This window comes from Microbulbifer yueqingensis, from assembly GCF_900100355.1.
Lineage (GTDB): Bacteria > Pseudomonadota > Gammaproteobacteria > Pseudomonadales > Cellvibrionaceae > Microbulbifer > Microbulbifer yueqingensis.
In genome coordinates this window covers 139,795-154,766 of sequence record NZ_FNFH01000003.1, presented here as the reverse complement: position 1 = coordinate 154,766, position 14,972 = coordinate 139,795, and the positions used below count along the sequence as shown (strand labels likewise).

Annotated in this window: 12 protein-coding genes; 9 read left to right on the top strand and 3 right to left on the bottom strand. The window is 63.7% G+C overall.

Annotated features, from left to right (window positions below):
- Positions 1–39 precede the first annotated feature (39 nt).
- The 3 genes from BLT26_RS07890 to asnS all read left to right on the top strand — a co-directional run bounded on the left by BLT26_RS07890 (position 40) and on the right by asnS (position 3,838).
- The gene (locus BLT26_RS07890) at positions 40–1,701 is read left to right on the top strand and encodes a nitrite/sulfite reductase (RefSeq protein WP_091511666.1); all 1,662 of its coding nucleotides are present in this window, start codon (positions 40–42) and stop codon (positions 1,699–1,701) included.
- The gene (locus tag BLT26_RS07885) at positions 1,685–2,245 is read left to right on the top strand and encodes a DUF934 domain-containing protein (protein WP_091511661.1); all 561 of its coding nucleotides are present in this window, start codon (positions 1,685–1,687) and stop codon (positions 2,243–2,245) included. The genes BLT26_RS07890 and BLT26_RS07885 overlap by 17 nt, the downstream gene beginning before the upstream one ends.
- A gap of 192 nt (positions 2,246–2,437) precedes the next feature.
- On the top strand, positions 2,438–3,838 hold the full coding sequence (gene asnS, locus BLT26_RS07880; protein WP_091511658.1) for an asparagine--tRNA ligase: 1,401 nt from the start codon (positions 2,438–2,440) through the stop codon (positions 3,836–3,838).
- A 100-nt stretch (positions 3,839–3,938) separates the two neighbouring features.
- On the opposite strand, the gene BLT26_RS07875 is transcribed toward asnS, so the two are convergent.
- Positions 3,939–4,583, bottom strand: a complete 645-nt coding sequence (locus BLT26_RS07875; RefSeq protein WP_091511655.1) for a lysozyme inhibitor LprI family protein — start codon at positions 4,581–4,583, stop codon at positions 3,939–3,941.
- Between the two features lie 225 nt (positions 4,584–4,808).
- Between BLT26_RS07875 and BLT26_RS07870 the strand changes: the two genes are divergently transcribed.
- Both BLT26_RS07870 and BLT26_RS07865 read left to right on the top strand, forming a co-directional pair.
- Complete coding sequence (locus BLT26_RS07870) at positions 4,809–6,128, top strand: ATP-grasp domain-containing protein (RefSeq protein WP_091511651.1); 1,320 nt, start codon at positions 4,809–4,811, stop codon at positions 6,126–6,128.
- Between the two features lie 24 nt (positions 6,129–6,152).
- Positions 6,153–8,177, top strand: a complete 2,025-nt coding sequence (locus BLT26_RS07865) for a CocE/NonD family hydrolase (RefSeq protein ID WP_091511645.1) — start codon at positions 6,153–6,155, stop codon at positions 8,175–8,177.
- Between the two features lie 21 nt (positions 8,178–8,198).
- Here the strand turns inward: BLT26_RS07865 and BLT26_RS07860 are convergent, their stop codons facing one another.
- Positions 8,199–9,422 (bottom strand): CaiB/BaiF CoA transferase family protein, encoded by a 1,224-nt coding sequence (locus BLT26_RS07860; RefSeq protein ID WP_091511641.1) that lies wholly within the window; start codon positions 9,420–9,422, stop codon positions 8,199–8,201.
- 134 nt (positions 9,423–9,556) lie between these two features.
- Here BLT26_RS07860 and BLT26_RS07855 point away from each other — a divergent pair, with 134 nt between their 5' ends.
- Positions 9,557–9,907 (top strand): Mpo1-like protein, encoded by a 351-nt coding sequence (locus BLT26_RS07855; RefSeq protein WP_091511637.1) that lies wholly within the window; start codon positions 9,557–9,559, stop codon positions 9,905–9,907.
- A gap of 29 nt (positions 9,908–9,936) precedes the next feature.
- Here the strand turns inward: BLT26_RS07855 and BLT26_RS07850 are convergent, their stop codons facing one another.
- The gene (locus tag BLT26_RS07850) at positions 9,937–11,382 is read right to left on the bottom strand and encodes a TyrR/PhhR family helix-turn-helix DNA-binding protein (RefSeq protein ID WP_091511634.1); all 1,446 of its coding nucleotides are present in this window, start codon (positions 11,380–11,382) and stop codon (positions 9,937–9,939) included.
- Between the two features lie 191 nt (positions 11,383–11,573).
- On the opposite strand from BLT26_RS07850, the gene phhA reads away from it, so the two are divergent.
- From phhA to BLT26_RS07835, 3 genes are all read left to right on the top strand, one after another.
- The gene (phhA, locus tag BLT26_RS07845) at positions 11,574–12,392 is read left to right on the top strand and encodes a phenylalanine 4-monooxygenase (protein ID WP_091511631.1); all 819 of its coding nucleotides are present in this window, start codon (positions 11,574–11,576) and stop codon (positions 12,390–12,392) included.
- Positions 12,393–12,679: 287 nt separating this feature from the next.
- Positions 12,680–13,150 (top strand): Lrp/AsnC family transcriptional regulator, encoded by a 471-nt coding sequence (locus BLT26_RS07840; RefSeq protein WP_091511628.1) that lies wholly within the window; start codon positions 12,680–12,682, stop codon positions 13,148–13,150.
- A 109-nt stretch (positions 13,151–13,259) separates the two neighbouring features.
- Positions 13,260–14,888, top strand: coding sequence for an aminotransferase class V-fold PLP-dependent enzyme (locus tag BLT26_RS07835; protein ID WP_091511624.1), 1,629 nt, complete (start codon positions 13,260–13,262; stop codon positions 14,886–14,888).
- Positions 14,889–14,972: the final 84 nt, after the last annotated feature.

Here is a 14,972-nt window from a genome sequence, read left to right as displayed (position 1 = left end):
CCCCCTTCGCGCAAGAAAAGGCAATGGAATCAGGCTGTTATGTATCGATACGACGAACGGGACCGGACCATTATCGGCGAGCGGGTGGCCCAGTTTCGCGGCCAGACCGAGCGTTACCTGGCCGGTGAGCTCAGCGAGGAAGAGTTTCTGCCCCTGCGCCTGCAGAACGGCCTGTATATACAGCGCCTGGCGCCCATGCTGCGGATCGCGGTGCCCTACGGGCTGCTCAACAGTGCCCAGCTGAGGCGGCTGGCCCGAATCAGCAGGGACTACGACAAGGGCTATGCCCACTTCACCACCCGCCAGAACCTGCAGTTCAACTGGCCGCAGCTGGAAGATGTGCCGGACATCCTGTCCGAGCTGGCGGAAGTAGAAATGCACGCGGTCCAGACGAGCGGCAACTGCATCCGCAACACCACCTCCGACCCCTACGCCGGAGTGGCCCGCGACGAGATCGCCGACCCACGCCCCTACTGCGAGCTGATTCGCCAGTGGTCCACCTTCCACCCGGAATTCGCCTTCCTGCCGCGCAAGTTCAAGATCGCGGTCAACGGCGCCGAGGCGGATCGCGCAGCCATCCGGGTACATGACATCGGTGTGCAGATTGTCGAGCGCGACGGGGCAATCGGCTACCAGGTGTACGTCGGCGGCGGCCAGGGCCGGACCCCCGTTATTGCCGAGCTGATCCGCGACTTCCTGCCGGAAGAGGACCTGCTGTCCTACCTCGAGGCCATCGTGCGCGTATACAACCAGCTGGGTAGGCGCGACAACAAGTACAAGGCACGCATCAAGATCCTGGTGAAAGCGCTGGGGCCGGAGGAGTTCTGTCGCCGCGTGGAAGAAGAGTGGGCGCAGATCAGGGACAGCGCCGACAGGCTCACACCCGAGGCACTGGCCTGGGCCAGGTCCTTCTTCCCGGAGCCGGAGTATCGCCAGCTGGACGCCGCGGTGACCGAGGCAGCACTGCGGGACCAGGCGGACAGCGACCGGGCCTTCTCGCGCTGGCTGGAACGCAATACCTTCCCCCACCGGGTCCCGGGTTACCGGGCCGTGCGCCTGTCCACCAAGCCCACCGGGGTACCGCCGGGCGACGTGACCGACACCCAGCTGGAGGCCATAGCCGACCTCGCCGACCGGTTCAGCTTCGGCGAGGCGCGGGTTACCCACGACCAGAACGTGGTGTTGGCAGACGTGCGCCAGGATGCCCTGCTGGATCTCTGGCAGGCGGCGCGCAAGCACGGCTTCGCCACACCCAATATCGGCACCCTGACCGACATGATCTGCTGTCCCGGGGGCGACTACTGCTCGCTGGCCAATGCCAAGTCCATCCCCGTGGCGGAGGCAATCCAGCGTCGGTTCGACGACCTGGACTACCTCTATGACCTGGGCGACCTGAACCTCAACATTTCCGGCTGTATGAATGCCTGTGGCCACCACCATGTGGGCCATATCGGCATCCTCGGCGTGGACAAGAAGGGCGAGGAATTCTACCAGGTGCAACTGGGTGGCAGCTCTTCCGAGAACACCAGCCTCGCCCGGGTCCTGGGTCCCAGCTTCTCGCGCGCGGAAGTGCCCGAGGTGATCGGCAAGATTCTCGACATTTATATCGAGCAACGCCGCGCGGACGAGCTGTTCCTGGATACCTACAACCGCATCGGCCTGCAGCCGTTCAAGGAGAGAGTCTATGCCAAAGCCAGCTAAGGGCACCGGGCCGCAACCGAACAACCCGGAGCGCCTGATCCTCGACGGGGCGGTGGTCGCGAACGAATGGCGCCTTGTACCCGCCGATGAGGCGAACACGGAAATTACCGCCGCCAGCCTGGCCCCGGGCAAGGTCATTCTGCCCCTGTCCCTGTGGCAGAGGCTACGCGCCGACCTGGCCGGACGCGAGAGCGAAATCGGAGTCTGGCTGGACAGCGACGAAACCGCCGACCAGCTGGGGCCATCCGCCAGTGACCTGCCGCTGGTCGCGGTCCATTTCCCCACCTTCGCCGACGGCCGCGGCTTCAGCACGGCGAGACTGCTGCGGGAGCGTTACGGTTACACCGGCGAGCTGCGTGCGGTCGGGGCCTTTATGCGCGACCAGCTGACCTACCTGCGCCGCTGTGGCTTCAATGCCTTCGCCTACGAGGGGGCACAACCACTGGAGCAACTGCTGGACTCGATGCACGACTTCAGCGACAGCTACCAGGCCGCGGTGGATGAGCCCCGGCCAATCTTCCGCCGCCGGTCCCTGGCCGGCTGAACAGTACCCTCCTCCACCACCGGGTATTCATCGGCCCGGTGGCCCGCTCCCCCGACCGCGCGTCGCCTCGCCCGCGGCGGCGGGGGCTGGATTTCCGCCCGCCAACAGTCCAATATGCCGGCCGTAATTGACCGGCGCGTTGCTGTGCAAAAAGCAGGCACCGCCAAGACAAGCCAATGCAGAGCGAGAACAATGCAAGTCGAGTCTGTAGATACTCTTTTGAAATCCACCGGCCGCGAGGGTGAACAGGCCCGGGTACAGGGCTGGATCCGCACCCGCCGCGACTCCAAGGCCGGGCTGTCGTTCCTGGCAGTCCACGATGGCAGCTGTTTCGATCCGCTGCAGGTCGTAGTCGAGTCCAGTATCAGCAACTACCAGTCCGAGGTCCTGCGGCTCACCACCGGCTGCGCCGTTGACATCATCGGTACCATCAAGCCTTCCGAGGGCAAGGGCCAGGCCATCGAGCTGCTGGCCAGCGAGGTGCATGTACTAGGCTGGGTCGAAGACCCTGACACCTACCCCATGTCCCCCAAGCGCCACACCATGGAGCACCTGCGCGAGCACGCCCACCTGCGCCCGCGCACCAATGTCGGCGGGGCCGTGGCGAGGGTACGCAACTGTATCGCCCAGGCGATCCACCGCTTCTTCCACGAGGAGGGCTTCAACTGGATTCACACGCCCATCATCACCGCTTCCGACTGCGAGGGTGCCGGTGAGCTGTTCCGGGTCAGCACGCTGGACCTGGAGAACCTGCCGCGCACAGACAGGGGCGCCGTGGATTTCGGCGAGGACTTCTTCGGCGAGGAGACCTTCCTTACCGTATCCGGCCAGCTGAACGTTGAGAGCTACTGCCTGGCGCTGTCGAAGGTCTACACCTTCGGCCCGACCTTCCGTGCAGAGAACTCCAACACCACCCGCCACCTGGCCGAGTTCTGGATGGTGGAGCCCGAGGTCGCCTTCGCCGAACTGGCGGACATCGCGGCGCTGTCGGAACAGATGCTGAAATACGTGTTCAGGGCGGTTCTCGAAGAGCGCGCCGACGACATGGCATTCTTTGCCCAGCGGATCGACAAGGAGGCCATCAGTCGCCTCGAGAACATCATCGAGAACGACTTCGCCCGCATCAATTACTCGGAAGCGATCGAGATCCTCGAAAACTGCAAGGAGAAGTTCGAGTTCCCGGTGTCCTGGGGCATCGACCTGGCGTCCGAGCACGAACGCTACCTGGCGGAGAAACATTTCAAGAAGCCGGTCATCGTCATGAACTACCCGAAGGACATCAAGGCCTTCTACATGCGCATGAATGACGACGGCAAGACCGTGGCGGCAATGGACGTGCTGGCGCCCGGTATCGGTGAGATAATCGGCGGTTCCCAGCGCGAGGAGCGCCTCGACAAACTGGACGCGCGCATGGACGAGATGGATATCCCCCGCGAACACCTGGACTGGTATCGCGACCTGCGCCGCTACGGCACCGTGCCACACGCCGGCTTTGGCCTGGGCTTCGATCGCATCGTCTCCTACGTCACCGGTATGGGCAATATCCGCGATGTGATTCCGTTCCCGCGCACGCCGCGCAACGCCGCCTTCTGAGGGAACAGCGCTCGCCAGCACCAGAGCCCCGGCATATGCCGGGGCTTTTTTTATGGGCCCATTGGGCCTTTCCCGAACCGGTATTGAGCCGCGGCTTTCCTCATGGCCTGTTGCTGCACTGGGCAAAGTCAGTGCGGCGCCCAGTTTCGCTGCCCTGCTGGCTACTCGGCTGGCATTTCAACGACGATTCATTCCTGCCACTCCGGTGCAGCAGCAATAGCCCTGGCTGGATCGACACTGACAGCGACGGCCCAGAATAGCGGTTTGCCGCACTGTCCCGGTCACGCAGCATGAATACTTCCCGGCCTCGAAAATCGACCGTCAGCGCGGGCACGCTGGTATCGTGGAAACGCAGCGTTAGCACCTGGTCCCGGCAAAGGTAGTGCACCACCCGCGAGGTGCCGGCCAGGGCCACTTCCACTTGTAGTTCCGCGATAGAGCGGCGGTACAGCTCGACGACGCACTGCCGGGGATTTTGCGCCCGCCAGCACTGGTGTCGCCTCGCGCGCCATTTGCCCGCCCTTTCCTGCAGGCGCTTGCCGGCTGGTTGACCGGGAGCGCGCTCCCCCACCACATCGTCCATCAATTTCCGGAGTAACCGGTCCAGGCGGGTCAACTCCTCGTCCTGGCATACCAGGTTTTCGATGGCGAAGCCGGACACATTTCCACAACTGACCCTGGCCGCAGCGCCGCGGGCATCCGCCGCAATCGTGCCCAGCAGAAGTGCCGCAATTACCGCCAGCAAAGGTCTTCTCCCGATGCGGGAGCCAAAGACAGACATCACATTTCACCGTCTTCGAATTTGCCCTTAATCAATCTAGCACTGGCGCGTGGATCTTTCCTGCAGGAGCGCCTTTTGCCCGAACCGGGAGACGGCGCGACTTGCCCGGGGCCTTCCATCCCGGGCAATCGTGACCTGCTATGCTGGCTGAACGTAGCGTTGATAAGAACCTGCCAACGGGGAGCATACATGTCCAGGCAGTTTTTTGTTTTCGGGATGGCCCCGATGCACCGGGAGTACCTGAATGCCGTGCGTGGCGCCGAGAATTTTCACTGGCTCAAACTGTTTACCGATGACGAGATTGTCTGGTTCCCCGAACGCCCCATGGCGGAACTGCTGGCGCTGGCCGAACAGCAGGTAAAGGCTTACAACGGCGACGTCGCGGGCATCATCAACCACTGGGATTTCCCCTCCAGCACCCTGCACCCCATCCTCTGCCAACAGCACGGGTTTCGCTCTGCCGACCTGCTGGCGGTCCTCAAGTGCGAACACAAATACTGGAGTCGCCTTGAACAGCGGAAGGCCCTGCCGGACTGGGTGCCCGACTTCTGCGCGGTGGATCCTTTCGCGGAAGACCCGCTGGAGCAGCTGCAGTTCGGCTTCCCCTTCTGGCTCAAGCCGATTGTCGGCCACTCGTCGCAGCTGGGTTTCCGCATCGATGACGAGGCCGGTTTCCGCCGGGCGATCGATATTATTCGCACCGAGGTACGGCAGCTCGGCGAACTGCTCAATTTTGCCCTGGCAAGGGTGGAAGTGCCCCCGGAGGTAGGTGCGGTGGACGGCAACTGGTGCGTGGCGGAAAAACTGCTTACCGGCAAGCAGTGCGGTATCGAGGGGACGATGGTCAACGGCCGCTACCGGGTTCACGGGATCGTCGATACGGTCAAGGACAGCCGCAACCAGAGCTTTACCCGCTACGAGTATCCCTCCGCGTGGCCGGAATACGCGCAGGAAAAGATCTGCGCCGCCGGGGAAGCCCTGTTGCGCCAGATCGGCTTCGACAACTCCGCGTTTGGCATCGAGTTTTTCTGGGATCCGGCCAGCGACACCTTCCGGGTACTGGAACTCAACACGCGCATTTCCCAGTCCCACAGCGACCAGTTCGTCAAGGTACACGGCGTCTCCAACCACGAGGCCGCCCTCGACGTCGCACTCGATCGCGAAACGGATTTCTCGGCGCTGCAGGGTGAGTTCCGCTGTGCCGCCAAGTTCATGCTCAGGCGCTATCGGAACACCGTGGTCACCCGGGTGCCGGACGAGGCCGAGCTACGCGCGCTCGAGCGATCCATCCCAGGCTGCCGGATCCATCCGATTGTGACCGAAGGGCAGCAACTCGGGGACCTGCCGGGCCAGGACAGCTACAGTTATGAGATAGCGGATATCTGCCTTGGCGCACAGTCCCAGGAGGAGCTGCTGTCGACCTACCGCGACCTGGCACAGCAGCTGCACTTCGAATTTGCAGATGGCAAGGGCTTTGAGGCGTTCCAGTTTGACAGCGTCCGCTATTGACCCCTCCTGCACGTAGGAGTGCCAATGCGGGTAGTAACCGATTTTCCCCACCAGGTCACGGCCGTCGAACATTTCGAGATTCCGCTGCAGGACGGCGGCTGGCTGGCGGCGCGCATGTGGATGCCGGAAGACGCGCCCCGGCGTCCGGTGCCCGCAATCATGGAATACATCCCCTACCGCAAGCGCGACAAGACCCGCCTGCGCGACTCCATCATGCACCCCTATTTCGCCGGCCACGGCTACGCCTGCGTGCGCGTGGACCTGCGCGGCAGCGGTGAATCCAGCGGCATCTTGAGGGACCAGTACCGCGAACAGGAGCAGTGCGACGCGGTGGAGGCAATCGAGTGGATTTCGCGCCAACCCTGGTGCGATGGGAACGTGGGCATGATGGGCATTTCGTGGGGGGGATTCAATGCACTGCAAGTGGCTGCCCGGCGCCCCGCCCCCCTGAAGGCGATCGTTTCCTGCTGTTCCACCGACGATCTCTACGTGGACAACATGCACTACATGGGGGGCTGCCTGCTCACCGACAACCTGTCGGAAGCCACCACCATGTTCTCCATCAATACCTGCCCCCCAGACCCGCAGCTGGTGGGAGAAAAGTGGCGTGAGATGTGGCTCCAGCGCCTGCGGGACAGTGGCCTGTGGCTGGACACCTGGCTGCGCCACCAGTACCGCGACGGCTACTGGGAATACGGCTCGGTCAGCCAGCACTACGCGGCCATCCAGTGCCCCACCCTGCTGGTGGGCGGCTGGGCAGACGGCTATACGAATGCAATATTCAGGCTATTGCAGCACCTGCAGGTGCCGCGCATGGCGCTGATCGGCCCCTGGGGGCACAAATATCCCCACCAGGGCGTCCCCGGTCCGGCGATCGACTTCCTGGGCGAAGCCCTGCGCTGGTGGGACCAGTGGCTGAAGGGAAAAGACACGGGCATCACCGGGGAACCCTGCCTGAGGGCATGGATGCAGGACAGCGTGCCGCCAACCACCTATTACCAGCAGCGGCCCGGCCGCTGGGTGGGAGAGGACAGCTGGCCTTCCGACAACATCATCGAGCGGGTCTACAAACTTTCCGCCTACCGGATCCTGTTTGGCAACGAGCCCCCCTGCGTCATGGAGAATGTCCTGCGGGTGCAGTCACCGCTGAGCGTCGGGCTCTTTGCCGGCAAGTGGTGCTCCTATACCGCCGCCCCGGACCTGCCCCACGACCAGCGCCAGGAGGACGGCGGCGCACTGGTGTTCCAGAGTGCCCCGCTCCAGGATGACATCGAGATTCTCGGGGCACCGCGCCTGGAAGTGGAGCTCGCCTCCTCCGAGCCAGTGGCGATGATCGCCGTGCGCCTGTCTGACGTCTCACCCACCGGTGCCGCCACGCGGGTCACTTACGGCCTCTTCAACCTGACGCACCGGCATGGTCACGACAAGCCCGAGGAGCTGGTGCCAGGGCTCAAGTACCGCATCAATGTGCCAATGAACCATGTCGCGCAGGTGTTCCCCAAGGGCCATCGCCTGCGTGTGAGCGTCTCCACCTCTTACTGGGCCCTGGCCTGGCCACCGCCACGCCCGGTCCGGCTGGATATCTACTGCGCCACCAGCAACCTGGTCCTGCCGCTGCGCAAGCCCCGCGCCACCGATGAACAGATCAAGTTCGGTGAGCCCGTCGGTGCAGAACCGGTGCACATGGAGTATCTGGAGTCGCAGCACCACAACTGGCTGGTGAATTCCGACCTGGCCGAAGACATCTGGACCCTGAAGGTGATCAAGGACGACGGGCTGGTACGTATCGACGAAATCGACCTGGAGTTCTCCAGCCGTATCTGGAACTGGTATACCTTCCAGGAGAACGACTTCAATTCACTGAAGGGCGAAACCCGTACCGAGCGCACTTTCGCCCGCGGCGACTGGTCGGTGCGCACCAGCACCCGCACCGTCCTGACGGCCGATGCCGAGCACTTTTATATTCATGCCCACCTCGACGCCTGGGAGGGGGACGCCCGGGTCTTTGCCGACAACTGGCGCAGGAAGATTCCGCGGGACTTCCTCTGAGCGGCGCCGCCGGCGGCGGGTTCAGACGATATCCTGCCTGCGCAGGGCCTCGATCTCTTCCGGTCCCCTGTCCAGGATCTCCCGCAGCACTTCCTCGGTATGCTGGCCGAGCACCGGCGGTGCCTGCTCGTAATCCAGGGGCGATTCCGAGAACACCACCGGGTTGCGGACCGTGCGCACACTGCCCGCCGTCGGGTGGGGCTGTTCGACCACCATCTCCCGGGCCTGCACCTGCGGATCGCTGAATACCTGCTCCAGGTTATTGATCGGGCCGCAGGGCACGTGCGCATCGCTGAGCTTTTCCAGCCACCAGTCGGAATCGCGCTGGCGCGTGGCCTCCTCGATGATGGGGACCAGCTGCTCCCGCGCCAGGACCCGGGCGGCATTGGTGGCGTAAGCGGGCTGGTCGGCTACCTGATCGAGTCCCGCGATCTGGCAGAAGCGCCGGAACTGGTCATCGTTACCCACCGCCAGCATGAAGTAGCCGTCCCGCGACGGCACCGCCTGGTAGGGGACGATATTCGGGTGCCCGGTGCCCTGCCGCTCGGGGCTGCGCCCCGACGTGAGGAAGTTCTGGGCCTGGTTCGCCAGCCACGCCACCTGCGTATCCAGCAGTGCCAGGTCGATATACTGTCCCCGCCCTGTCTCCTGTCGGTGAATCACGGCGGCCAGCACAGCCGAGACCGCATACATCCCGGTCATAAGGTCGGCGACTGCCACACCCACTTTCTGGGGGCCGGCGCCGGGCTGCCCCTCGGGCACCCCGGTCACGCTCATGAGGCCGCCCATCCCCTGGATCATGGCGTCGTAACCGGCGCGCTGTGCATAGGGACCTGTCTGGCCGAAACCGGTAATCGAGCAGTAGATTATGCCCGGGTTGATGTCGCGCACGGCGTCGTAATCGAGCCCGTACTTTTTCAGGCCGCCCACCTTGTAGTTTTCCAGCAGGATATCGCAGCGCGCGGCCAGGTCGCGCACTATCTGCTGGCCCTCTGCCGTGGTGATATCCACCGTCACCGATTTCTTGCCGCGGTTGGCGCTCAGGTAGTATGCCGCCTCGCTGGTGTCGGCGCCCTGGTCGTCCTTCAGGTAGGGAGGGCCCCAATGCCGCGTGTCGTCGCCGCGACCGGGGCGCTCGATCTTTATCACCTCGGCGCCAAAGTCGGCGAAGACCTGGCCCGCCCAGGGGCCGGCGAGAATCCTGCTCAGGTCGAGCACTTTCAGGTGGGAAAGCGGGCCGGGCATAATCCTTGTACTCCTCAACGCTTGTATCACGGCCGGCAGACTACCAGATTATCCGGCGGGCGGCCCTCTCCTGCGAGTTGGAGTCCCAAGGGAAGCGGCGTAAACTGGCTGGCAGAACAATAAGGAGCATGCCGATGACGACCCAACCCCAGCCAACACCCGATGAACAGGACCAGCGCGAACAGCGCGCTTTCCATTCGTTTGCTGATTTTTACCCCTATTATCTCCAGGAGCACAGCAACCTGACCTGTCGACGCCTGCACTTCGCCGGCACCCTGCTGGTGATAGGCCTGCTCGTCACAGCCCTGGTTACCGGCGACCTCCGCTGGCTGATCGGCATGCCCATCGCCGGTTACGGTTTCGCCTGGGCGGGCCATTTCTTCTTCGAGCACAACCGCCCTGCCACCTTCAAGCATCCCCTCTACAGCCTGCGGGGTGACTTTGTCATGTTCAGGGACATGCTCCTGGGACGCATCGAGCGCTGAGGAGGCAGCGAGAGCCATGTGCCAGCGGCTCAGGGCTCTCGTGAAATCCTGAATTTTCGCAGCTTGTTGGCTATGGCGGTGTGGGACAGGCCGAGCCTCTGCGCCATCTCCCGGGTGGACAACTGCTCCGCCGCCAACTCCCGCAACAGGCCTTCCTCCACCTTTTCCATCGCTTCCCGAAAGCTGAGCCCCCTGGCCCAGGCCATCGGCAGGCCGGTGGCTCCGCCGGCGTTCTCCTCCACGTCCGCAGCACTGATCACCGAGTCACCGCGCACCCGGCAGCGCTGCGCCGCCAGGACAAGAAAGTCCTTGAGCCCGGAGAAATTCTGCGGCCAGTCCCGGAGGCGCAGGTAATCCACTGCCCCATCGTCAAGCGTGAGGGATGGCGGACCCTCGCCACCAGTCTCTTTGCGCTGCACCTCGCGCAGCGCCGCCCCGGCAAAGCGACCAATGGCCGGCCGCATAGACCGCAGGGGCGGCAGGGCGAGCACCAGACCGGAAAAAAACTGCGCCAGCCCCGGCTCGAGGCGCTCTGGCCGGGAGCTGGTGGCGACCGCGCGTACCCCACCCGGCAGTTGGCGCAGGCCGCGCAGGAGTGCCACCTGCTCACCGGGCGACAGCTTTTCCGGCTCTTCCAGCACCAGGGTGCCCCCGGCCGGCAACCGGTCCCACAAGGGCCTGGAGTCGGTGAGGCCCACAGCGTCCAGGCAGCGGTATTCCCCCCGGGACGCCAACGGCGAAAGGTAGTGCACCGCCGCAGCGAACGTACTCTTGCCGCTTCCGCCCTCGCCGGTGATCAGCAGCGGCGAACTCAACCGCGCCGCCGCCTGGAGCTCAAGGCAGCTGGCCCGTCGCCGGTCAAAGTCCCACAGGGCCACAGGGGGCGGCAGCCGGGAAATTTCGTCCCGTCGCTCGACCTCCTGCAGCGTCAGCACCGCGCCGGCCAGGGAGCCGACTTCCTCGGCATCCGGCAGGGAGATAGGCACCCACTCGAGACGGTAATCGCGCCCGCGAACCTCAACCGGCATGCCGAAGCGGGGAACCGCGAAATCGCGCAGCAACTCGGCCACCTGCAGCAGTGGCAGGAAGCGCTGCAACTGGAGCCCCGGCACCCGGTCGATACTCACCCCGAAAGCCCTCGCGGCGGCTAGGTTTGCTGCAACCACCCGCCCCTCGCGGTCCACCGAGAGCACGGGGTCGGTCACATGGCGCAACAGGGTGTCCAGCTCGAAATGACGCCGTTCCGACGGAATCAGGCCGATCCGCCGTACCCGTTTCACGCCCGGTACCTGGAGCAGGGACTTCTCGATGGCGCGGAACTGGGTGTGCAGCATGCCCGGCACCGCCAGGTACACCTTGTCGCCACTGTCCCCACCCAGCTCACCGGATGTCACGTTAACCCTGAATTCGGCAAAAATCTGCGTTATTTCATGCAAGATGCCGACACGGTTATCACAAGTTATTTCAACACGCATCGCTTTCTGTAAACTTTGGTTTACAAAAATCTTAGCGCTGACGCACCTGTTTCGGCAAGTTTGGCCGCCAGGCGCTCCCTTTTGACCGGCCTGCTGTCTAAGAATGTACGGACGATAAAAACAACGGATGGGCGCGCACTGCGATCCAGCACGAGGACACTCCAGGTGCGTCCGCAACAGAGAGAAGAGTCATGAAGCAACGCGATTCTCAAGCCAGCGGCAAGAAACCCAGCAAATACGTGGCCCGTGAGCCCGATGCCAAGGGTTACATCCATTACACCGATGTGGAGCACCAGACCTGGCAGCGCCTCATCGAGCGGCAGCTGGAAGTGGTCCCCGGCCGCGCGTGCGATGAATACCTGCGCGGACTGGAACTGCTCGACCTGCCCCGCGACCGGATCCCGCAACTGGAAGAAATCAGCAGCGTGCTGCGCCGTGAGACCGGCTGGGAAGTGGCACGGGTCCCGGCCCTGATCGGGTTTGAGACGTTTTTCGGCTTGCTGGCGGACCGCAAGTTCCCGGTTGCCACCTTCATCCGCACGCCGGAAGAATTTGACTACCTGCAGGAACCGGACATCTTCCACGAGATCTTCGGCCACTGCGCCATGCTCACCAACCCGGCATTTGCCAATTTCACCCAGAAATATGGCCAGCTGGGCCTGGCGGCCTCCCCGAAAGAGCGCGCCTACCTGGCCCGCCTGTACTGGTTCACCGTGGAGTTCGGGTTGCTGCAGACCGATGACGGGCTGCGCATCTATGGTGGCGGCATACTGTCATCTCCCAAGGAAACCCTGTATGCGCTGGGGAACGAGCCGGAGCGCTTCGAGTTCGATGAGCTGGACGCCCTGCGCACTCCCTACCGGATCGATATCGTCCAGCCGGTCTACTACGTGCTGGACAATCTCCAGCAGCTGCAGCAGCTCACCGAGATCGACCTCATGAGCAAGGTGCGCGAGGCCATCGAACTGGGCCTGTTCGAGCCGCGCTTCCCGCCCAAGGACGCCGCCTGAGGGCGGCAGCGCTGCAGCTCCTGCGCTGCAGCGCTTCTTTCCCCCTTCACTCCGTTCCCTCTTCCACCCCCTTCCCCTCCCCCACCCGTGAAGAGAAAACCCGGCTACCGAGTTGCCTGGCGGGAGACTAACGTTACAGGCGAGGGTGAAGCGGGAGCCCAAGTGTCCCCGAAAGTCGGACAGTTCCCGCTGCACACAAATCACTCGGGGTACTTTTTTGCCAGTGAGGGCAGCCAGGCCATCGGATATGGATACAAACCCCGCGTTATAGGGAGCTCTGTAGAACAATGTCCTCACTTGACGCGATCGACAGACAACTTCTTGCCATCCTCCAGTCAGATGTTAGCCTTTCCATCGAAGAGCTGGCCGAGCGCGTGGGGCTGACCAAGACACCCTGCTGGCGCCGGATACAGAAGCTGGAGAAAAGCGGCATCATCCGTCGCAAGGTAGCCCTACTGAACGCAGAGATTCTCGGCCTGCCGGTCTCGGTATTTGCGCAGGTCAAAACTGACCAGCACACCGCTGAATGGGCCGAGTCTTTTGCCGCGCTGGTGGCAAAACTGCCGGAAGTGGTGGACTGCTACCGTATGGCCGGTGAATACGACTACCTGCTGCGCATCGTGGTCAGCGACATCGCCGCCTACGACCGGTTTTACAAGGAGCTGATCCGCCAGGTGGGGATCAGCGATATTGTCTCCAACTTCGCCATGGAACAGATCAAGAGCACTACTGAACTGCCCATCCCCTCCGGCGAATAAGGCCAGGCCGCTCGGGTACAACAGAAGATAACTTTAACAATGAGTGACGGCGGGCCGCATGGGTAATGACCCTCGCACGGCCCGCAAACGTCAGGCAGTAGAGGTCAGCATGAGCGACTGTGCCCCCCTTCTCGAGCGCATCCGGAATAATGTGATTGGCGAGCGCCGGCCACTCACCACCCCGTTCGGCATCCGCCCACTGGTTTACGCCGACTACACGGCATCCGGGCGCAGCCTTGCGTTCATCGAGGATACGATCCGCCACCAGGTACTACCCTGGTACGCCAACACACATAGCGAAACTTCGGCCACCGGCCGCCAGACCACCGCCTTTCGCGAGCAGGCACGGGCAGCAGTGCGCAAGTCGGTCAACGCGGGAGAACAGCACGCGGTCATATTTTGCGGGTCCGGTGCCACTGCGGCCGTCAACCGGATGGTGGAATGCCTGGGCCTGCGGGCAGATCAATACGAACGCTTCGGTGCGCAGGGCCCGGAAATCCCCGAAGACAAACGGCCGGTAGTGTTCATCGGCCCCTACGAGCACCACTCCAACGACCTGCCCTGGCGTGAGTCCGTGGCCCAGGTCGTAACCATCCCGCAGGGCGAAGAAGGCGGTGTGGACCTGGCCGCACTGGAGCATTCATTGCAGGAATTTGCCGGGCGCCCGCTCAAGATCGGCAGTTTTTCTGCCGCTTCCAACGTCACCGGTATTCGTACCGATGTGGATGCCGTCACTTCCCTCCTGCACAGGTACGGGGCACTGTCATTCTGGGACTATGCCGCCGCCGGCCCCTATGTCGCCATCGATATGCAGGGAGACGGCGGGGCCACCTGCAAGGACGCACTGTTTATCTCCCCGCACAAATTCGTCGGTGGCCCGGGCACCCCGGGCGTCCTGGTGGTGCGCAAATCCCTCCTGCCGGCTGGACAGCCTGCAGTACCCGGTGGTGGCACGGTGTCGTGGGTGGGGCCGGAGAGCCATACCTACCTGCCTGCCGGCGAGCGCCGGGAGGAAGCCGGCACGCCGGCAATTGTCGAATCGGTGCGGGCAGGACTGGTATTTGCCCTGAAGGACCGCGTGGGTGCCGCGGAAATCGAGGCGCGCGAAGCCGCGTGGCTCGACCGCGCCTTCAGTCGTTGGGGCGAGAACCCCAACATCGAGATTCTCGGCGGCACCGCGGCGCCGCGGGTCAGCATCGTTTCCGTGCATATACTCCGGGATGGCAAGCCCCTGCACCATGGCTTCGTGGTGGCACTACTGAATGACCTGTTCGGGATCCAGGTGCGTGGCGGCTGCTCCTGCGCGGGCCCCTATGGCCACCAGCTGTTGCACCTGACCAGCGAACAAAGCGCCGCCCTGGAGCGACTGGTGAGCGAGGGGGAGAGCATCCTCAAGCCGGGCTGGGTGCGACTCAACTTCAATTACTTCCTCGATGAGGAGACCGCCGACTACCTGATTGAGGCAATCGAAATCATCGCCGCCGAAGGTTACCGGCTGCTGCCCTACTATCAGTATGACGCCGGTAGCGGGGTCTGGCGCTACCAGGGCGAGGCGGCGGAACCTCCGCTGCAGCTGGACCTCGACAATGCCGGCACCGAACTTCCCGCACCGGTGGCCACCCGGTTGCAGGACTTCCTCGCCGAGGCACGGGAAATCCTGCGCGCGCCCCATGGCAAAACCTGCGCGCAACCGATCCTGTCGGAACGGGCCGAGCACCTCCGCTGGTTCAACCTCTGAGTGTTCCGCCCGGGCTTTCCCGGGCCCGAAACCCGGCGGTTTCCGCTGCACCGGCATCCGTGGATAATGTAACCCATGGACAGG

Bases quoted from the DNA above. Each gene is read 5' to 3' on its own strand.
- BLT26_RS07850 (WP_091511634.1), bottom strand. From the start codon at position 11,382: ATGCGTGTTGAAATAACTTGTGATAACCGTGTCGGCATCTTGCATGAA.
- BLT26_RS07840 (WP_091511628.1), top strand. From the start codon at position 12,680: ATGTCCTCACTTGACGCGATCGACAGACAACTTCTTGCCATCCTCCAG.
- phhA (WP_091511631.1), top strand. From the start codon at position 11,574: ATGAAGCAACGCGATTCTCAAGCCAGCGGCAAGAAACCCAGCAAATAC.
- BLT26_RS07860 (WP_091511641.1), bottom strand. From the start codon at position 9,422: ATGCCCGGCCCGCTTTCCCACCTGAAAGTGCTCGACCTGAGCAGGATT.
- BLT26_RS07885 (WP_091511661.1), top strand. From the start codon at position 1,685: ATGCCAAAGCCAGCTAAGGGCACCGGGCCGCAACCGAACAACCCGGAG.
- BLT26_RS07890 (WP_091511666.1), top strand. From the start codon at position 40: ATGTATCGATACGACGAACGGGACCGGACCATTATCGGCGAGCGGGTG.
- BLT26_RS07855 (WP_091511637.1), top strand. From the start codon at position 9,557: ATGACGACCCAACCCCAGCCAACACCCGATGAACAGGACCAGCGCGAA.
- BLT26_RS07865 (WP_091511645.1), top strand. From the start codon at position 6,153: ATGCGGGTAGTAACCGATTTTCCCCACCAGGTCACGGCCGTCGAACAT.
- BLT26_RS07835 (WP_091511624.1), top strand. From the start codon at position 13,260: ATGAGCGACTGTGCCCCCCTTCTCGAGCGCATCCGGAATAATGTGATT.
- asnS (WP_091511658.1), top strand. From the start codon at position 2,438: ATGCAAGTCGAGTCTGTAGATACTCTTTTGAAATCCACCGGCCGCGAG.
- BLT26_RS07870 (WP_091511651.1), top strand. From the start codon at position 4,809: ATGTCCAGGCAGTTTTTTGTTTTCGGGATGGCCCCGATGCACCGGGAG.